The sequence below is a fragment of the Pseudomonas matsuisoli genome, assembly GCF_014647635.1.
In the GTDB taxonomy this organism is placed as follows: domain Bacteria; phylum Pseudomonadota; class Gammaproteobacteria; order Pseudomonadales; family Pseudomonadaceae; genus Pseudomonas_P; species Pseudomonas_P matsuisoli.
In genome coordinates, this window is the sequence record NZ_BMPO01000004.1 from 368039 (window position 1) to 387861 (window position 19823).

The window sequence follows — 19823 nt, forward strand, 5'->3', positions numbered from 1 at the left end:
TGCGTACGTCATAGGTACGCAACTGTCGGTCTAGGTATTAGCGTGTGCCAGGGCGGTGCGTATCGGAGGTGGGGTTACTTTCCGTTCGGGCTCTGTAGCCGGAATTTCTCCTTACGCTCGATCTGCACGACTTGTGCGTTATGGACGGTGATCTCGACCGAGCCAAAGCGCAGGTCGCGCAGGGCGTTCTTGATTTCGCGTAGGAGAGTCGCCTCGTCCTGGCCATCGAGGCTGCGAATGTTCGCGCTCATGCGATTTGCTCCTGATAGGTTGTCTTTGGCGTCGTGTGTTTCGCGGTATGAAGCGAAATATAGAAGGGCGTTTTTATTCTTAAAAATATCGTTTTAGAATTTTTATATTCTTTTTTGTTATTTTAGTCAGGAATAAACAAATTCCTTTTTATTCCTTCGTTAGCGCATTCGCCTTGCCTAGACTGCCCTGAATTTCCGGAGGGCTTCTTCATGCAAGCGACTCGACATCTCATCATTCCAGGCTGGCATGGCTCGCCTGACGATCATTGGCAGAGTCACTGGCAACGAACGCTTCCTGACACTTTGCGTGTCGAGCAGGACGATTGGTTTCGCCCAGACCGCGACTTGTGGGTCGCGACGCTGCAGCACACGCTGATGAGCGATACGCGTCCAGTCGTGCTCATTGCCCACAGTCTCGGCTGCATCACAGTCGCGCATTGGGCACACCAGGCGCCCGCGCTGCTCAAGCGTCGGGTGCTCGGTGCGCTGTTGGTGGCCCCTGCGGATGTTGAACGTCCGGGCTGTCCCGAAGCACTGAGACCCTTTTCGCCGCTGCCTACGAAACCGCTTCCGTTTCCGGCACTGGTCGTGGGGTCTGATAACGATCCTGCAGCGACCGTAGACCGCGCGTTGTCGCTCAGCAAACGTTGGGGTGCCGAGGCCAGCATCCTGTCAGGCGTCGGCCACTTGAACGTCGCGTCCGGGCATACGCAATGGGACGAGGGGTTCGTTCACCTTGCCCGCCTCCGTCAACTTATCGAAAGCCGCGTGCTTCGCCGCGCCTGATCTGCCAGGTCTTATGAACGCATCTGTAACGCCTCCCCTCGTCAGTTTTGCCGAGCACGACCGCAGCCCCTTGAGCATCCGTGCTCGAGCGCTGGTATTCATCGACCCAACCTCACGTGCCCTGCGTGACTGGCTCGAAGCGCTGGCACCGCTCCCTGTACCCGTGCTGATCGAAGGTGAAACCGGAACCGGCAAGGAGTTGCTGGCGAGGCAGCTGCATCAGGGCAGTGGCCGGCCAGGGCTGTTCGTGCCTGTGAATTGCGCAATGCTTAGCCGAAAGCACGCAGAGGCCGAGTTGTTCGGCCATGCGCCCGGCGCCTCGCCTGGTGCGCCCAGTAGCCGTGCGGGATGGTTTGGCTCCGCCAACGGGGGCACGCTTTATCTCGACGAGATCGCGGATCTATCGCTGCCTTTGCAGGCCCGTTTGCTTAAGGCGTTGGAAACCCGAGAGGTCATACGCGTTGGGGCACACAATCCGCATCCGGTAGACGTCCGTCTGGTCGCCGCCACGAGCATCGACCTCACGCTGGCGGTAGCAGCCGGGAAGTTCGACAAACGCCTACTGGACTACCTAGGCGAGGCGCGTCTTCCGCTGCCGCCGCTCCGCGAACGTATCGCCGACATCTTGCCGCTGGCCGAGTATCTGCTCGGGTTGTATTGCGCACGACTGGACTGGCCCGTGCCGCATATTGGCCATGAAGCGCAGGCGTTATTGGAGTCGCATGCCTGGCCTGGAAACACACGCGAACTCGAAAATTGCATCCATTTCGCCCTGCTCGTATGCGACGGCGACGAGATCCTGCCGCGCCACCTTAAGCTCACGCCTGAAGTGACATCACTATCGCTTCAACGACAGTTGAAACAATTGCTCGCGCACCCGACTACAGCCGGAGAATGGCGAATGACCCTACGAAACCTGCTCGACGAAGGTACGCAGTCTTAGGGTGAGGTTCTGCGAGACGCTCGCAGTAGGGGACACCGTGTTATGTAGCGGCGAGGTAAAGAGCGATCGTCCCCACGCTGATCGCAGCCGGTTTCTCCTACAGGGTTCGACGCCTGTGCGTAAGAGCCGCCTCATGGACGATCCGCGTTTGAAGACAGCGTTTTTGGGATTGCACAGGGAAGGCCCGTTACGCAGGCCTTCCCTTGACCGCAATTACGCCGGCACTGACGTGATCTTCGGCAGACGAGCCCAAACGCGGTGTTCGGCCATCGCGGCGAAGAAGTCCTTCTGCAACGCTTTGGCGTCCGCGCCGCCCAGCAGGCCTGCATCGGGGTCTAGTCCCAGCTTGGCGATCAAGTCTTTCGCTTCGCCCGCCAGGGCAATGGCTTTGAGGTGCTTGTAGGCTTCATAGAGGTAGTGCTTGGCTGCGCCATTCATGGCAAACGCTTTGGCCGCCTCGGCACCTCCAGCAACGAACACTGCATCGAACGCGACGGACGGCATGCCATCGGCGGACGCATCCACCGGAATTTCACCGCCTTCGGCGCTTTTCACCGGTGCGGACGAAGGGCCGAGCACTTTCACGTGGGCGCCTTCCGCCTTCAGTGCAGCCTTGATGTCGTCCACGTCGGAGGCTTTCGAGCCGTTGGCCACGAGCACCGCGACCTTGAACCCCTTGATGTTGCCGGACAGCAGGTTCACCTGGCTCAGCGCTGGCGACTTGTCGATGGAGATCTTGCGCGGCTCGACCGTGCCTTTAGCGGGCGCAGGGATACCTAGGTTGGCCGCGACCTTCGCTGCCAGGTCCAGATCGATGTTCGCCAGGATTTCGTTCACCTGACGCTCACGAATCCATAGGCGATCCACCTTGCCGAGTTCGAAGCTGTACGCGTCGATGACGTGCTGCTGCTCCGCTTCGGACAGTGAGCGGTAGAACAGCGTGGCTTGAGAGAAGTGGTCGCCGAACGACTCGCTGCGCTCGCGGACCTTGTGCGCATCCACGCGCTCCTGGTACGTCTCGAAGCCACCATCGACGGGCGCCGAGGGCGTTTCCTTCGGCCAGCCGCCGTCGATGGAATTGGGCTCATAAGACGCGCGCCCTTTATTGATCGTCATGCGATGCGCGGCGTCGCGCTGATCGTTGTGGTTCGGCGCGACCGGGCGGTTGACCGGGATCTCATGGAAGTTCGGCCCACCGAGGCGGCTGATCTGCGTGTCGGTGTAGGAAAACAAGCGGCCTTGCAGCAGCGGGTCATTGGTGAAGTCGATCCCCGGCACGATGTGGCCTGGGCAGAAGGCGACCTGCTCGGTCTCGGCGAAATAGTTGTCCGGGTTGCGATCCAGCACGAGCTTGCCGAGCGGCGTAATGGGCACCAGCTCTTCAGGGATGATCTTGGTCGCGTCCAAGAGATCCCAGTCGAACTTGTGCTCGTCCTCTTCGGGAATGATCTGCACGCCGAATTCCCACTCGGGGTAGTCGCCGGATTCGATGGCTTCCCACAGGTCACGGCGGTGGGCGTCGGTGTCCTTACCGGCAAGCTTCTGTGCTTCGTCCCACACGAGCGAACGCACGCCGCCGGCCGGTTTGAGGTGGATCTTGACGAACGTACCCTTGCCCTCGGCGTTGACGAACCGGAAGGTGTGGATGCCGAAACCTTGCATAGAGCGGAAATTCACTGGAATGGCGCGGTCGGTCATGGTCCAGAGCACCATGTGCGCGGACTCTGGGACCAGCGAGACGAAATCCCAGAACGTATCGTGGGCACTGCCGCCGGTGGGAATCTCGTTGTGCGGCTCGGGCTTCACGGCATGCACGAAGTCGGGAAATTTCACGGCGTCCTGGATGAAGAAGACCGGCATGTTGTTGCCGACCATGTCCCAATTGCCTTCGTCGGTATAAAACTTGATCGCGAAGCCGCGAACGTCACGCACGGTATCGCCGGAGCCGCGCGGGCCTTGGACGGTGGAGAAGCGCACGAACACCGGCGTCTTCTTCGATGGGTCGCGGAACAGCGACGCCTTGGTCAGCTTGGAGAAGTCTTCGTAGGGTTGGAAGTAGCCGTATGCGCCGGCGCCGCGGGCATGGACGATACGTTCGGGAATGCGCTCGTGGTCAAAATGCGTGATTTTCTCGCGCATGATGAAGTCTTCGAGAAGCGATGGGCCGCGTGCACCCGCTTTCAGGGTGTTCTGGTTGTCGCTGATCTTCACGCCATGGTTGGTGCGCAGGGCCTGGCCAGTCGCGTCGGTACGGTACTGCTCGAGTTGCTCCGTCTTGGCGGTAACGTTCTGTCGGTCCAGGGTATCCGTGCCGGCCATTTCGCTCTTGGCCGGATTAGTCTTGTCGGTCATCAGGTCAATCCTCGGTTTCGAAGGGGGGCGTGATCGGCTTCGGCGTCCGATCCACTGCGCACGTCTATGTATGGGGACTTGAGCGAGAAACCGTTCGTTCCATAAGGGCTATTGGAAAAGGCTATCGAGAAGCGTCACGTTCTCTATCGAAAGGCGGTCAAATCAACGTGGGAAATGCGTGAAGGCTTTTGTAGGGCGGGTTCCATCCGCCCTACTCAATTTCGTTGAAACCGCAAAAGTGGCTGGCCACGTCGGCCTTATTCCCAATGGGGGCGGTAGGCGAACAACAAACACTAAGCACCGGTCTATAAAGTCGTTAGAATGCCCGTCCCCGGCCTGCCGCCGAGTCCTATCCACAGAGCCCTTTTTATCTCGTGATCGAGTTTCATCAGGTTCACAAGACCTACAACGCTGCTGGTCGGGAGATCCCCGCCCTTAAGGCGACCGACCTATCCATTCAGAATGGCGAAATCTTCGGTTTGATCGGCCACTCCGGTGCCGGTAAGAGCACGCTTTTACGCCTGATCAACCGTCTGGAAAACCCATCCGGAGGCCGTATCGTCGTAGACGGCGAGGATGTGACTGCGCTGTCCTCGGGCGGTCTGCGGGCCTACCGTCGACATGTCGGTATGATCTTTCAGCACTTCAACCTGCTGTCTTCGAAGACGGTTGCCGGCAACGTGGCGATGCCAATGGAGCTTGCGGGTGCGCTTTCCCGAACCCAGATTGCGGCGCGCGTTGCGCAGCTTTTGGCGCGTGTCGGGCTGGCGGATCACGCCATGAAGTACCCGGCACAGCTGTCCGGTGGTCAGAAGCAGCGAGTCGGAATCGCCCGCGCCTTGGCGACCGATCCGAAAATCCTGCTGTGCGATGAGGCCACCAGCGCGCTCGACCCGCAAACCACGGGCCAGGTGCTGCAGCTGCTGGCCGAGATCAACCGTGAGTTGAAGCTGACCATCGTGCTCATCACCCATGAGATGGACGTGATCCGGCGCGTCTGTGACCGGGTTGCCGTCATGGATGCCGGCGAGATCGTGGAGCAGGGCACGGTCGCGGACGTTTTTCTGCATCCGCAGCATGCGACCACGCAGCGCTTCGTGCTGGAGTCGGAGCACATCGACGAGGCGTCGCAACGCGATGACTTCGCCCATGTCGAAGGGCGCATCCTGCGGCTGACCTTTCGCGGCGAAGCCACCTATTCACCGCTGCTCGGGCGGGTCGCGCGCGAGACGGGCATCGACTATAGCATCCTGGCCGGGCGCATCGACCGCATCAAGGATGACCCGTACGGCCAGCTGACGATTGCGCTGATGGGCCTTGAAACCGACGTCGAGGCTGCCCTGGCGATGTTCCACGCGGCCGATGTTCATGTGGAGGTACTGCGCTGATGGATGCGTTGCTGACACGCTTCTTCCCGAACGTGTATTGGGACGAAATCTGGCAAGGCAGCCTCGACACCCTGTGGATGATCGCAGGCTCGATGCCCTTTACCGTATTGATCGGCCTGCCGCTGGGCATCGTGTTGTTCCTGACCGGGCCGCGCCAACTGCTGGCGCAACCGACGTTCTACGGCGTGCTGTCGTTCGTCGTGAACGTGCTGCGTTCGATTCCCTTCGTGATCCTGCTGATCCTGATGATTCCGCTGACCGAGACCCTGGTCGGCACGTCATTGGGCGTGGCGGGTGCGATTCCGCCGTTGGTAGCGGGCGCCGCGCCGTTCTTCGCGCGCCTTGTGGAGACGGCGTTGCGGGAAGTCGAGCGGGGCATCATCGAAGCGACTCAGGCGATGGGGGCGAGTCTGTCGCAGATCATCTTCCGTGCGTTGTTGCCCGAGGCGCTGCCGGGGCTGATCGCGGCGGTCACGGTGACTGCCATCACGCTGGTGTCGTACACCGCGATGTCCGGCCTCATTGGCGGTGGCGGCCTGGGTGATCTGGCGGTGCGCTATGGTTATCAACGGTATCAACCGGATGTCATGTTCATCACGGTCGTGTTGCTGATCGTGCTGGTGCAAGTGCTGCAGACCGTCGGCGATCGGCTGGTGGTGTTTTTCTCGCGCAAGTGACTCATCAATCCATTTCAAATAAGGGACTGTTCTTCATGAAAAAGCTGCTAGCCGCTTTTGCCGCCGTCGCGGCAATCACCACCGCCCAGGCGGCCGAGACACTCGACGTTGCGGCCACCCCGGTCCCGCATGCGGAGATTCTCGAGTTCGTGAAGCCGATGTTGGCCAAAGAAGGCGTCGAACTGAACGTGCGGGTATTCACCGATTACGTGCAGCCTAACCTGCAAGTCGCGCAGAAGAAGCTGGACGCCAACTTCTTCCAGCACAAGCCTTACCTCGATGAGTTCAACGGTTCGCGCAAGACGGATCTGGTGACCGTGGTTGGCGTGCACGTCGAGCCGTTCGGCGGCTACTCGAAGAAGATCAAGGCCATTGCGGATCTGTCGGAAGGTGCGCAGGTCGCAATTCCCAACGACGCCACCAACGGCGGGCGCGCGTTGCTGCTGCTGGAAAAAGCGGGCGTGATCAAGCTCAAGCCGGATGCCGGCATTACCGCCACGCCACGCGACATCGCCGAAAACCCCAAGAACATCCGCATCCGCGAACTCGAAGCCGCGACCCTGCCACGCGTACTGGGCCAGGTCGATCTGGCGCTGATCAACACCAACTACGCGCTGGAAGCCGGCCTCAACCCTGCGGAAGATGCGCTGGTGATCGAAGGTAGCGAGTCGCCTTACGTCAACTTCATTGTTGCCCGCCCGGACAACAAGGACAGCGATGCCATGCAGAAGCTGGCCAAGGCCCTGCACAGCGCCGAGGTGAAGCAATTCATTCAGGAGAAGTACAAAGGCGCCGTGGTGCCTGCCTTCTAATCTTGATGACATAAAAAAACGGCCTTCGGGCCGTTTTTTTATGGAGCGGAGAATGCCGAGCAGTGGCTGTTCGCATACCCACGGCTCCCGGGTTATCACCCGGTCTACGGACAACGTTGGATCTGTAGGAGCCACCTTGGTGGCGATCAGCGCCTAAGCGGTGCTTCCTGCTCGCCCGTGGCTTCACGATAGGCGCGGGCCTCAGCCACCAACCAATCCCGAAACGCCTTCAGCGCTGCGGATTCAATCTTGCGCTCCGGCACCATCAGGTAATAGGCGCGTTCGCTCGGGGTTGGCCGGTCCAGGGCGATCACGAGTCTGCCTTCGGCCAGCTCACGTTGGATCAGGAATGGAGGAATCAGCGCTACGCCCATCTCCAGGCACGCGGCCTGCGCCAACATGGAAAACAACTCCAGACGCTGACCGGTCATGTCGCCTGTCACATCGAGGCCCTGGGCATTGAACCACTGGCGCCAGGCGTACGGACGTGTAGTCTGCTGCAGCAGCGGCAATCCGGCGATACGTTCGGCGTTGGCCGGTTGCTTACCAAGCAGCGTGGGGCTGCACACGGGCATCAGGTGTTCGTGCATGAGGAAGTGCGCTTCGGTGCCGGACCAGTCGCCGTCGCCGTGATAGATCGCTGCATCGAAGTGCGTATCAGCAAAGAGGAACGGCCGGGTACGGTCCGTTAGGTGCACGGTCACCTCGGGGTACTCGCGCTGGAAGTCTCGTAGCCGCGGCAGCAACCATTGAGTGCCGAACGTAGGCACCACGGCGAGCTCGATGCTCATTGCACCTTGATTGCCCATCACAGCCAGCGTGTCGCGCTCCACGGCATCCAGCTGCGTGGCGACCTTACGGGCGTAGGCGCGCCCGGCTTCGGTGAGCACGACGCCACGCCGCGAGCGGCGAAACAGTTCTACGCCGAGGAAGTCTTCCAGGCCGGCGATCTGGCGGCAGACCGCCCCTTGGGTCAAGGACAGTTCACCGGCGGCGCGGGTAAAACTCTGATGCCGCGCGGAGGCTTCGAAGGCGACCAGAGCCGTGGTGCTGGGGATCTTGCGGCGCATATGCGATTGCCTCACTGAGTTCTTATAGCTCTTTGCGCTGACGCTACTCCGAAGTGAGGTTTTTGCACAACAGGCTGCGGAATACTCGTTTGCGCCCCCGCCTAGCGCTGCCTAGTCTGGTGAAGACCTGACGCGCAAGCGCACACCGTTCCTGCGAGATCGCCGTTTGCGAGTGCACCCGTTTTTTCGTACGAGGACTTCCCATGGCCGCCAAGGCAAGCTTCAACTGGATCGACCCGCTGTTGCTCGATGGGCAACTGACCGAAGAAGAGCGCATGGTGCGCGACAGCGCGGCGGCGTTCGCGGCCGACAAGTTGGCGCCGCGTGTGCTGGAAGCCTTCCGTCATGAGCAAACGGACCCTGCCATCTTTCGCGAGATGGGCGAAACGGGGCTGCTCGGTGCCACGATCCCCGAGGCCTACGGTGGCAGCGGCCTCAACTATGTCTGCTACGGGCTGATCGCCCGTGAAGTCGAGCGCATCGACTCTGGCTATCGTTCGATGATGAGCGTGCAGTCGTCGCTGGTCATGGTGCCGATCAACGAATTTGGCACCGAGGCCCAGAAGCAGAAGTACCTGCCCAAGCTGGCCTCGGGCGAGTGGATCGGCTGTTTCGGACTGACCGAGCCGGATTACGGCTCCGACCCGGGCTCCATGGCCACGCGGGCGAAAAAGGTCGACGGCGGTTATCGCCTGACCGGTAGCAAGATGTGGATCACCAACGCGCCGATCGCTGACGTGTTCGTCGTCTGGGGCAAGGACGACGCGGGTGATATCCGCGGGTTCGTCTTGGAAAAAGGCTGGCAAGGGCTGTCGGCGCCCGCCATTCACGGCAAGGTGGGTCTGCGGGCGTCCATTACCGGCGAGATCGTGATGGACAACGTGTTCGTGCCTGACGAGAACATCTTCCCCGACGTGCGCGGGTTGAAAGGGCCGTTCACCTGTCTGAATTCGGCGCGCTACGGCATCAGCTGGGGGGCGCTTGGCGCGGCGGAATTCTGCTGGCACACGGCGCGGCAGTACACGCTGGACCGCCAGCAATTCGGCCGACCGCTCGCCGCCAACCAGTTGATCCAGAAAAAACTCGCCGACATGCAGACAGAAATCACGCTTGGCCTGCAGGGTTGCCTGCGCCTGGGCCGCATGAAGGACGAAGGTACTGCTGCCGTGGAAATCACCTCGATCATGAAGCGCAACAGCTGCGGCAAGTCGCTGGATATCGCCCGGATGGCGCGCGACATGCTTGGAGGCAACGGCATCAGCGACGAGTTCGGCATCGCGCGGCATCTGGTGAATCTGGAGGTGGTGAACACCTACGAAGGCACCCACGACGTGCATGCACTGATCCTGGGCCGGGCGCAGACGGGTATCCAGGCGTTTTGTTGAGTGGCGTCGATCGCAGGCGACTAAAGCGGAGCGCCGCCCGGTCGCCCCTACAGTACCGCTGCTTTTCGTAGTGGCGACCGGGCGGCTATCCGCCGGGCGGCGCTCCGCTTCAGTCGCCTACCCACCCTTGATCAGGATGAAGCCATGTCAGGCGCACTGTCACATCTACGCGTTCTCGACCTGTCCCGTGTACTGGCTGGCCCGTGGTCGAGCCAGATCCTCGGCGATCTCGGGGCCGATGTCGTCAAGATCGAGCGGCCCGCCGTGGGTGACGACACCCGTCACTGGGGCCCACCATTTCTCAAGGACGACGCGGGTGGCGAAACGGGCGAAGCCGCCTATTTTCTAGCCGCCAACCGTAACAAGCGATCTGTCACGGTGGATTTCACCAACCCGGAAGGCCAGGCCATTCTTCGTGATCTGGTCGCAGGGTGTGATGTGCTGGTGGAGAACTTCAAGGTCGGCGGGCTAAAGGCCTATGGGCTGGACTATGCAGCCTTGAAGGCAATCAACCCGCGGCTCGTCTACTGCTCGATCACGGGGTTCGGGCAGACCGGCCCCTACGCGAATCGGGCCGGTTACGACTACATGGTCCAGGGCCTTGGCGGGTTGATGAGTTTGACGGGACGTGCCGACGACGAGGTGGGCGCAGGCCCGGTCAAGGTGGGCGTGGCGCTGACCGACGTGCTGACCGGCCTGTACGCGACAACGGCCATTCTGGCCGCCTTGAACCACCGTGATCGGACCGGCGAAGGACAGCACATCGACATGGCGCTATTGGACGTACAGGTGGCGTGCCTGGCGAATCAAGCCTTGAACTACCTCACGACCGGCGTGGCACCGCGCCGACTGGGCAATGCGCATCCCAACATCGTCCCCTATCAGGACTTTCCGACCGCGGATGGCGACATCATTCTCACCGTCGGCAATGACGGCCAATTCCGCCGCTTTTGCGAAGTGGCGGGCCGCCCGGAATGGGCCGACGACCCGCGTTTTGCCAGTAACAAAGCGCGCGTCGCCCACCGGGACGTGCTCGTTCCGCTGATCCGGCAGGTCACGGTGTTCCGCACGACGGGCGAATGGGTCGCCCAATTGGAAGCCGCTGGCGTGCCGTGCGGGCCCATCAACGATCTGGAACAGGTGTTCGCCGATGCACAGGTGCAGGCGCGCGCCCTGCGTATCGATCTGCCGCATCCGCTGGCGGGCTCCGTGCCAAGCGTCGCCAGCCCGATCCGGCTTTCCCAGACGCCGGTGGACTATCGCCTGGCGCCGCCTTTGCTCGGGCAGCACACCGGAGAGGTGCTCGCCGATTGGCTGGCGATGCCGACCGAAAGGATCGACGCGCTGCGAGCGAACGGCGTGATATAGCGGGCCATCCTGTAGGGGCGACCGGGCGGCGTGATATAGCCAGCTCGGATGTAGGGGCGACTTCAGTCGCCAAGCCCTTCGTAGAAGGGCTGCTTAAATATGGTTCCGGCAGGCGACAGGGGGGCTGGGCCAAGATCGCTCGCGACTAAAGCGGATGGCCGCCCCATCGCCCCTACAAGGCGTCTGGCGAGACCGCGATACCGTTCCCCGCTACAAAGGCAGCACTGGCACGCAAGTTCCCACCGCCCGATTCCATTTCGCTACCACTCGTCTGCAGGGTTTGTTCGACTACTCGTCAAAAAGCCGCGCAGTACGCGGGTTAGAGCCTCTTAATGGTTCTTTTCTATCAGCGAGATAGTCAGTTCGCGGATTCAAGTCCGGTCGGGAGAAGCCGATGCTAATGGCACGATCCACCTCTCCAAGGATGATGCGCCCCATGTCGCTCGCTAACGAAACCGCTGTGGCTGAAGATCACAACGGCGAATACGAACTCGATGTTCATTCCCTCTGGCACGCTGTTCACCGCTCACAGGCACTTATCGAATTTGACCTGTCTGGCCACGTGCTGGATGCCAATGCGAATTTCCTCGCCTGCATCGGCTATACGCTGGATGAAATCAGGGGGCAACACCACCGCATGTTCTGCCTGGAAGACTACGCGGCCAGCCGGGAATACCGCGAGTTCTGGGAGCGTCTGGCTAAGGGCGAGGTCGACTCTGGCGAGTACCAGCGGGTCGGGCGGGACGGCAAGGAAATCTGGTTGCAGGCGTCCTACAACCCGATCCTAGATATGCGTGGCAAACCGGTGAAGGTGGTCAAGTTCGCCACGGACATCACCGAAGCGCGTCAGCGTAACGCCGACTATGCCGGCAAGATCGCAGCCATCGACCGTTCGCAGGCGATGATCGAGTTCGATCTGCAGGGCCATATTCTCAACGCCAACGAAAATTTTCTGGCGGCGATGGGGTATCAGCTTGAAGACATCATTGGCCGGCATCACCGTTTGTTTTGCCCGGATGACTACGCGGCCAGTCGCGATTACCGCGATTTCTGGGAAAAACTGTCCCGTGGCGAGTTCGACGCAGGCGAGTACAAGCGCCTCGGGAAAGGCGGGCGCGAAGTGTGGATCCAGGCGAGCTACAACCCGATCTTCAACGCCTGTGGTAAGCCGTACAAGGTGGTAAAAGTCGCGACCGACATCACCGAGGAGCGCAAGCGCAACGCCGAGTTCAAAGGCAAGGTGGATGCGATTGGCCGGGCCCAGGCGGTGATCGAGTTCGATATGTCCGGGAACATCCTCAACGCCAACGAAAACTTCCTGAAGGTCACCGGCTATCGACTCGACGAGATCCTCGGTCAGCATCACCGCGTCTTCTGCACCGAGAGCTACGTGCGTGGCACCGAGTACCGCGATTTCTGGAACCGTCTGGCCAAGGGCGAATTCTTCTCCGGACGCTTCATGCGCTTGAGCAAGTACGGACAGCACATCTGGATTCAGGCGACCTACAACCCGATCTTCGACGCCGATGGGCAGCCATACAAGGTGGTGAAGTTCGCCACCGATATCACCGCACAGGTCGAACTGGAGCAGGCGATCGAAGCCAAGTCGAAGGCCATGAGCGAAGCGGTGGCCTCGCTGTCGGCCGCCATTGCCCGGGTGGCGGAGAACACGCGCGAGGCTAACCAACTGGCGCAGCTGACCCGCGAAGAAGCGGAGCGCGGTTCGAAGACGCTGGTGCGGGCGAATGAATCCATGAACGCCATCGGCCAGTCGGCAGAAAGCATCCAGGACATCATTCAGGTCATCAGCGACATTGCCGGGCAGACCAACATGCTGGCCTTCAATGCGGCCATCGAGGCCGCACGCGCAGGTGAGCACGGCCTGGGCTTTTCCGTCGTCGCGGACGAGGTGCGCAAGCTTGCCGAGAAGTCGTCGGCGGCAACGAAAGAGATCAACAAGCTCATTCTCGAAACCGTCAAGCGTATCCAGTCCGGCAACGAGATCTCCCGTGAGGCGGGCAATGCATTCGAGCAAATCGTCGAAGGCGTTGTGCATACGACAGGGGCGATCGACCACATCAACACCGCCACCGATGCCCAAGTGTCGGCTGCTGATGCAGTGGCCACATTGATTCACGAATTGCAGACCATCAAGGAAAGCAACGCTGTCGAAAAAGGCCTCGCGTAATGAAGGTCCCCTACGGGGTCGTACGTATTGCGGGCAGCGACATCGCGGTGGACGCCGAGGCTCTGCAAGAGATCGTCGACTGGCCTGCATCGATCGCACCGCACCCTGCTGCGTCCGACAACCTGCTAGGCGTGTTCAGCCTGCGGGGCCAGCCATTGCCGTTGTTCGATCTGCGCCGCAGCTTGGGTTTGCCGGCAAGCGAGGCGCCGAGCCGCGTCGCGGTCCTGCGGTTTGGCAAGGGGCGCTTGGGTGTCGCAATCGACTCGGTCGCGGACGTCGTTCGGCTCGAAGAGGCCTGTTTCACGGGGATTGCAGCGCGCGCCCAGGGAAGTGAGCTATTTCCGCATATGGCGGCGATCGGTGAACGGTTGATCTATCGGCTGGATTTGAAGGCGCTGGCGGATCTGCCGTCTGTGTTCTTCGCCAGCGCCGAACAGCCGTCGCAACGCGAAGCGGAACGGCATGTGCGGTTCACCCAGCGGCACTATCTGGTGTTCGCCTGCGACGGGCGTGACTTCGCCATCGACGCGGCGGCGGTGACGGAACTCGTCGATAAGCCGCGCCTTTCTCCGGCGGATTTTCCAGGGGAGATGTGCCCAAGCATTGCCGACGTGCGCGGTGTGCGGGTGCCGGTCGTGAATCTGTCCATGCTGTTGGGGTTGGAGACGAAGACCACATCGGACCGGGCGCAGCTCATGGTGTTGTCGACGCCAGCGGGCGATCGCTTTGGCTTTGGTTACGACGCGTTGGTGTCGATGCAGCGGCTGGAGTCCGCGAATTTGGGACAGATTCCCCGCTTCGGCTTGCGCGAGCCGGACTTGTTCGCCGGTACCTTTCCTTTCGAGGGTGGGCGTCACGCGCTGTTATTGGACCACGTCAACCTGTGCAGCCGGCGTAGCATGGCGAACCTCGCCAAGCTCTATCAGCAAAGCGGGCCGCAGGAAGACGCCGTCAGTACGCGGCAGCGCGCCCGCCAACAAGCCTGCCTGCTGTTCCATGCGCCGCACCAGTTCGTCGCGCCTCTGGGGCAGATTCAGGAAATCCTTCCCGTTCCGCACGATTTGGTCAGCCTGGCACAGCCGGAAAATCACTTGCTCGGCCTGTTCGAATTGCGTGGCGAGCAGATTCCGCTGGTAAGCCTCAGCGGTTTGATGGAAGCCGATCCTGCGTTGCGGCGTGGGGAGAGCAGCCAAGTGCTGATCGTCCGCGGTGAAGCGGCCACGTTTGGTCTGGCGGTGGACACGATCGACACGATCGACACCTTCACCCAATTCGACAGCGCGCGACTTGACGATGCCTGGCAAGCCGCCGACATGCGTCAGGCGGCCGTCAACACGCGCGCTCGCGCGCTGGTGAGCGTGGGCAGTCAGGGGCGGACCCGCATGGCGCCCTTGGTGGACCTGCAGGGGTTGGTCAAGGAGTTGGAAAGCCGGGTGTGAAAAGCCGGGTGTGTAAAAGTGCGGTAGGGCGGGTGCAACCCGCGTTCTTGAAGAGCCGCGGGTTGCACCCGCCCTACCAAAGCCAGCACGCCTGCCGCTCTACGCGTCCAAGGCCTCCGCTGGGCCGAAGAACTCGTAGCGCGCTTGGGCGTCCGGCACGCCGAGTTCGCGGAGCGAGCGCTTCATCATCGCCATGAACGGCTTCGGTCCGAGGAAGTAGGCATCCACGTCACGATCCTCCGGTAGCCATTCGGCCAAACGCGTCTGGTCCAGCAGACCTTGCGCATCGCACACATCGTCAGCTGCTGGGTCGCTATAGCAAACGCGGTAGCGCAGCTGCGGTACCTCGGCGCAGCGCGCTTTCAACCAGCTATCGAACGCATGCACGTCAGCATTGCGGGCGCAGTGGATGAAGTGGATCGGACGGCCGCTGTCCTGCGCCGCTTCGAGCATCGTCAATGCAGGCGTGATGCCGACACCCGCACTGATGAGCACCAGTGGCTTGTTCGAGTCGGCCAGCGTGAAGTCACCCGCCGGTGGAAAGAGTTCGACGACATCGCCTTCGGCGACCCGCTCATGGAGAAAGGACGACGCCACGCCGTTCGGTTCGCGCTTCACGCTGATGCGGTATTCATGCCCATTGCTCAGGGCGGACAGCGAATAGTTTCGGCGCACCTCCTGACCGTCGATCAACAAACGCACACCGATGTATTGGCCGGGTTTGAAACCGGCCACGGGGCCGCCGTCTGCCGGCTGTAGGTAGAACGAGGTGATCGCCGCGCTTTCGCGGACTTTGCGCGCTACCTTGAAAGGCCGAGCGCCGCGCCAGCCGCCGGTACTGGATTCGAAGTCCGCATAGGTTTTTTCCTCGATGCCCATGAGCAAATCGGCCAGTTGGCCGTAGGCAACGGCCCAGGCGTCGATGACGGCATCGGTGGCGATCTCTTCGCCCAATACTTCCCGGATGGCCGCCAACAGATTCTCGCCGACGATCGGATAGTGTCTTGGCAGAATATTCAGCGACACGTGCTTGGCGACGATCTGGCCTACCAATGGGCCAAGCTGCTCGAGCCGATCGATATTGCGCGCGTACGCCAGAACGGCCATGGCCAATGCGCGAGGCTGGTTACCGCGGCCCTGGTGCGTCTGGTTGAACAGGGCCTTGACCTCGGGATGGCGCGCGAACATGCGTTGATACATGTGGGTGGTCAGCGCTTCTCCGCCGGTTTCCAGCAAAGGGATCGTGGCCTTGATGATGTCGCGTTGGGCTGCAGTGAGCATGGCGGTGTCTCCAGAAGAATTCACTGAGGGCTTTTCAGTTTCCATGCCAGCACGAAGGCCTTTGCAAATTGCGGCCTGTAGGCGTATTAGGGTCATTTCGACTCGCCTTTTTTCGAGTCAATCTGACTGGCCGGAGAGTCACAATGACTCGGAATCCCTTGTTTCAGGCACTGCTGCCGCTGGTGGCCGACTTAGGCCGCGACATGCCCGAGCAGGAGCGTTACGCCCGGCTCCTGGCGGCCCTCCGCAGCTGGTTACCAAGCGATGCCGTGGCCCTGCTGCGCCTGGAGGGACGGGTGCTGGTGCCGGTTGCAGTGGAGGGGCTGAGCCCCGATACGCTGGGGCGGCGGTTTCGAATCGAGGATCATCCCCGCCTGGAGCGTTTGTTGGCGCATCGCGGCGTGACGCGCTTCGCTGCGGATTGTGATCTACCAGACCCCTATGACGGCCTTGTCCAGACGCCCGACGATTCCCTCGAAGTGCACGACTGTATGGGATGCCCGCTGTATGTCGACGATAACCTCTGGGGCCTGCTGACGTTGGATTCGCTGGACCCTGCCTGCTTCGATGAGGTCGATCCGGAATCTCTGGAAGCCTTTGCAACGCTGGCCGCGGCGACTGTACGGGCCGCCGAGCGTATCGACACGCTTAACCGCCGGATCGAGGATGAGCGGCAGCTGGCGGACGTTTATCGGCAGGCGGCGGGGGATCGATCGCCGCGGGAGCCCATCGGGCAAAGTACCGCCATGAACGCATTGCGGGAGGAAATCCTGCTCGTCGGCGAGAGCGATTTGGCCGTGCTGATCACCGGCGAAACGGGCGTCGGCAAGGAGCTCGTTGCGCAAGCGTTGCATGCCGCTTCACGCCGCTCGCGTAAGCCGATGATCAGCGTCAACTGCGCAGCATTGCCGGAGAACCTGGTGGAAAGCGAGCTGTTCGGCCACGTCCGCGGTGCCTTTTCTGGGGCCCATCAACCGCGCGCGGGCAAGTTCGAACTAGCGGATGGCGGCACCTTGTTCCTCGATGAAGTCGGCGAATTGCCCCTCGCGGTCCAGGCCAAATTGCTGCGAGTGTTGCAGGACGGTCAACTACAGCGGGTGGGCTCGGACCGCGAACACCGTGTGGACGTACGCGTGCTGGCCGCGACCAATCGTGACCTGGCGGAAGAAGTCCGTGTGGGCCGTTTTCGAGCGGATCTCTACCATCGATTGAGCGTCTATCCGCTGCGCGTGCCGGCGCTGCGCGACCGCGGGCGTGATGTGCTACTGCTGGCCGGCTACTTTCTTGAGGAGAACCGCGTGCGGCTTGGGTTGCGGGGTTTGAGACTCGCCGCCACTGCCCAGGCCGAACTGCTGCGTTACGACTGGCCGGGTAACGTTCGTGAACTTGAGCACCTGATCGCACGCGCAGCGCTGCGCGTGGTGTCCGCTCATCGCGGTGAGCGCTCGCAGATCTTGGCGCTGGAAGGTGAGGATTTGCAGCTGCCGGGGGTCGCTGTCGTCCGCGATGACTTGCCGCTTGCTGCGCCGGAAACGGCTGTGGCGGACCTGCGCCTGGCAGTCGATGCCTATCAGCGCCGTCTTATCGAAACCGCATTGGCACATCATGGCCATCGTTGGAGCGATGCAGCGAAGGCGTTGGGGGTGGATCGCGCCAATCTCAATCGCCTGGCGAAGCGGCTCGGACTTCGGTAGGGCAGATGTCCGTCGCGGCTGGCGGCAGGGCGGCCGACTGCGGCACCCGGGTTACACCCGGTCTACGAGCTGAAAGCCGACCGCAACCGTAGCGCGGGTAAAACCCGCGCTTTTAGATCCCACAGTTTGCGGCATCCGGTCGATGCGTCGCCCCCAACGTTAACTATCGGGGGCAACGGGGCTTCCATCCGCTTTAGTCGCCCTCTTACCCGGCGTAGTTACGCTTACGCCATCCCCGGCCCGCAGTCTTCTTCACGGTCGCGGATATCAGGTTGCGACAGATCGTACAGCGGGTCGAACTGGTCATAGGCACTGGCGGCCACGCGTTCCAGGTGGCGCCCGCCGTGCAGATGCCCAGGATGGATGTGGCGCACGTCGTGAGGCAGCGCCGCGATGGCGTCCAGCACTTCGCCACCGGGTACGGTCTCTACTTCGAGCAAACGTTCGGTCACTTGATCCAGCGCCGGTTGCAGGCGTTGCAGTAGGGCGAAGCATTCACGGTTGAGTTCCTGCAGCAGATCATCGGCCGCTTGCAGCGCTTCGCGCGGATCACTCTCAAGATGCGCGTCACGGATGGCTTGCAGACTGAGCAACGAGCCCTTCGGCCCCATGCCCAGTTGGCCGACCATGGACAACGCGAGTTTGCTGGCTTCCACCAGATCCTGGCCGGCGCCGGACGAGACTTCGTGGAAGTACAGCTGCTCGGCATTCCGGCCAGCCAGCAACATCTGAATACGCGCGCGCAACTCGGATTCGAGGTGCAGACGCTTGTCTTCCACCGGCGTGACCAAGGTAACGCCCAGCGCCTGGCCCCGCGGCAGGATGGTGACCTTCTCGACCCGGCCAGTGTTGAGGGCCGCCGCGACGATGGCGTGGCCGGCTTCGTGAACGGCAATGCGGGTGCGATCAGTCGGCGACAGCGCGGTAACACCTACCGGCGACTCGCCGATACGGCAGGTTTCGATGGCATCGACGAAGTGCTGCATGTCCACACGACTCGCTTTCTGTCGTGCCGCGAGCAAGGCTGCGTGGTTGACGATGTAGGCGATGGCCGCCGGGGTCAGCCCCACGCAATTGCGCGCGAGCAGAGGCACGTCGATCTCGCCGACGGCCTTGAGTTTTCCGGCATACAGTTCGAATAGCTGCTCACGCTCGGACAGCGTGGGCAGGCCGACGGCGATGCTGCGGTCGAAGCGGCCTTCGCGGACCAGCGCAGGGTCAAGTGCATTCGGGAAGTTGGTCGCACCGAGTACGAGGATGCCGGTATCGGCGCTAAAGCCATCGAGTTCGGTGAGGAATTGGTTGACGATGCGGTTACCTTCCGCGTCGCTGGAGCGGTTCTGTTCGCCGCGACGACCGATCCCGTCGATCTCGTCGATGAAGATGATGCAAGGCGCCTGCTTGCGTGCGTTACGGAACAGCGCCTTGACCTTCTGGATGCCGACGCCGAAATACATGGACGAGAAGTCACTGCCGGTCACCTGAATGAAATTCGCATCGCATTCGGTGGCCAACGCCTTGGCCAGTTGCGTCTTGCCGGTACCTGGGTCGCCGGTCAGCAACACGCCCTTCGGTGGCCGGGCACCGAGCGCGGCATAGGTTTGTGGATCGCGCAGATAAGCCGCGACATCCTGCAGGGCGAGCTTGGCTTCGCTCGCACCGACCACGTCGGCGAAGGAAATGCCGGTTTCGCGGGTTTTCGATTCCAGCGGCCGGTAGCGGTAGAAGAGGTAGGCGATACCACCGAACAGGAGGAGCAGCAGCGGCCACTGGGCGAGCACGTCGCGGTACCAGGGTGCCTCGCCGTCGGTATTGAAGAGCGTGACGGGGAACAGCGGCTGCTGCCCTTGGCCGTAATCCTGCAATACGCGCTCGCTGATACGTCCGGATTGGTCAGCCAGCCAGTACCGGCTACCGTCCTTAGTGGTCACGTAGACTGCGTCATCGCTGAGCGCTGCGCTTTCGATACGCTGTGCACGCATGTCATCGACCAGGGTGGAAAGGTCGGCACGATGCTCGCGCCAAGGCTTCGTCGATTGCTTCAGTTCGGCCAGCATGCCGGCTTCGGTCGGCGCAGGCTGATGGGCGAAGCCGTACCAGCCCGCAGCGGGCACGGCCAGCGCAAGGGCGAGCGAAACGAGGCAGATCAGACGGCGCTTGCGGTCGAGCGAAGGTTTTTTCATGGCGTA

At 61.8% G+C, this 19823-nt stretch carries 14 protein-coding genes and 2 pseudogenes; 11 read left to right on the forward strand and 5 right to left on the reverse strand.

What is annotated here, in order from left to right:
- Positions 1–74 precede the first annotated feature (74 nt).
- The gene (gene oscA, locus IEY47_RS11020) at positions 75–251 is read right to left on the reverse strand and encodes a sulfur starvation response protein OscA (protein ID WP_188983274.1); all 177 of its coding nucleotides are present in this window, start codon (positions 249–251) and stop codon (positions 75–77) included.
- A 210-nt stretch (positions 252–461) separates the two neighbouring features.
- Here oscA and IEY47_RS11025 point away from each other — a divergent pair, with 210 nt between their 5' ends.
- Positions 462–1037, forward strand: coding sequence for an RBBP9/YdeN family alpha/beta hydrolase (locus IEY47_RS11025; RefSeq protein WP_188983275.1), 576 nt, complete (start codon positions 462–464; stop codon positions 1035–1037).
- A gap of 13 nt (positions 1038–1050) precedes the next feature.
- Complete coding sequence (locus IEY47_RS11030) at positions 1051–1980, forward strand: sigma 54-interacting transcriptional regulator (protein WP_188983276.1); 930 nt, start codon at positions 1051–1053, stop codon at positions 1978–1980.
- Between the two features lie 213 nt (positions 1981–2193).
- Here IEY47_RS11030 and katE read toward each other — a convergent pair whose 3' ends face one another.
- A complete protein-coding gene (gene katE / locus IEY47_RS11035) occupies positions 2194–4332 on the reverse strand; it encodes a catalase HPII (RefSeq protein WP_188983277.1) in 2139 nt (712 codons plus the stop codon).
- A 374-nt stretch (positions 4333–4706) separates the two neighbouring features.
- Here katE and IEY47_RS11040 point away from each other — a divergent pair, with 374 nt between their 5' ends.
- Genes IEY47_RS11040 through IEY47_RS11050 form a run of 3 tightly spaced genes read left to right on the forward strand, consistent with a single transcriptional unit; the run spans position 4707 to position 7209 of the window.
- Positions 4707–5720, forward strand: a complete 1014-nt coding sequence (locus tag IEY47_RS11040) for a methionine ABC transporter ATP-binding protein (protein ID WP_188983278.1) — start codon at positions 4707–4709, stop codon at positions 5718–5720.
- Positions 5720–6397 (forward strand): methionine ABC transporter permease, encoded by a 678-nt coding sequence (locus tag IEY47_RS11045; protein WP_188983279.1) that lies wholly within the window; start codon positions 5720–5722, stop codon positions 6395–6397. Before IEY47_RS11040 ends, IEY47_RS11045 begins: the two co-directional genes overlap by 1 nt.
- 35 nt (positions 6398–6432) lie before the next feature.
- The gene (locus tag IEY47_RS11050) at positions 6433–7209 is read left to right on the forward strand and encodes a MetQ/NlpA family ABC transporter substrate-binding protein (protein WP_188983280.1); all 777 of its coding nucleotides are present in this window, start codon (positions 6433–6435) and stop codon (positions 7207–7209) included.
- A gap of 146 nt (positions 7210–7355) precedes the next feature.
- Here IEY47_RS11050 and IEY47_RS11055 read toward each other — a convergent pair whose 3' ends face one another.
- Positions 7356–8279, reverse strand: coding sequence for a LysR family transcriptional regulator (locus tag IEY47_RS11055; protein WP_188983281.1), 924 nt, complete (start codon positions 8277–8279; stop codon positions 7356–7358).
- 203 nt (positions 8280–8482) lie between these two features.
- Between IEY47_RS11055 and IEY47_RS11060 the strand changes: the two genes are divergently transcribed.
- The 5 genes and pseudogenes from IEY47_RS11060 to IEY47_RS11075 all read left to right on the forward strand — a co-directional run bounded on the left by IEY47_RS11060 (position 8483) and on the right by IEY47_RS11075 (position 14659).
- The gene (locus IEY47_RS11060) at positions 8483–9664 is read left to right on the forward strand and encodes an acyl-CoA dehydrogenase (RefSeq protein ID WP_188983282.1); all 1182 of its coding nucleotides are present in this window, start codon (positions 8483–8485) and stop codon (positions 9662–9664) included.
- A 144-nt stretch (positions 9665–9808) separates the two neighbouring features.
- Positions 9809–11032, forward strand: a complete 1224-nt coding sequence (locus tag IEY47_RS11065; protein WP_188983283.1) for a CaiB/BaiF CoA transferase family protein — start codon at positions 9809–9811, stop codon at positions 11030–11032.
- Positions 11033–11468: 436 nt separating this feature from the next.
- Positions 11469–12614: pseudogene (locus IEY47_RS11070) on the forward strand (PAS domain-containing protein); the annotation flags it as partial.
- A gap of 162 nt (positions 12615–12776) precedes the next feature.
- Positions 12777–13220 (forward strand): annotated as a pseudogene (locus IEY47_RS20770) (methyl-accepting chemotaxis protein); the annotation flags it as partial.
- A complete protein-coding gene (locus IEY47_RS11075; protein ID WP_188983285.1) occupies positions 13220–14659 on the forward strand; it encodes a chemotaxis protein CheW in 1440 nt (479 codons plus the stop codon). The pseudogene IEY47_RS20770 and the gene IEY47_RS11075, both read left to right, overlap by 1 nt.
- A 99-nt stretch (positions 14660–14758) precedes the next feature.
- Here the strand turns inward: IEY47_RS11075 and hmpA are convergent, their stop codons facing one another.
- The gene (hmpA, locus tag IEY47_RS11080) at positions 14759–15940 is read right to left on the reverse strand and encodes an NO-inducible flavohemoprotein (protein WP_188983286.1); all 1182 of its coding nucleotides are present in this window, start codon (positions 15938–15940) and stop codon (positions 14759–14761) included.
- A 143-nt stretch (positions 15941–16083) separates the two neighbouring features.
- Between hmpA and norR the strand changes: the two genes are divergently transcribed.
- Positions 16084–17634, forward strand: a complete 1551-nt coding sequence (gene norR, locus IEY47_RS11085; RefSeq protein ID WP_188983287.1) for a nitric oxide reductase transcriptional regulator NorR — start codon at positions 16084–16086, stop codon at positions 17632–17634.
- Between the two features lie 224 nt (positions 17635–17858).
- On the opposite strand, the gene IEY47_RS11090 is transcribed toward norR, so the two are convergent.
- Positions 17859–19817 (reverse strand): AAA family ATPase, encoded by a 1959-nt coding sequence (locus tag IEY47_RS11090; RefSeq protein ID WP_188983288.1) that lies wholly within the window; start codon positions 19815–19817, stop codon positions 17859–17861.
- Positions 19818–19823: the final 6 nt, after the last annotated feature.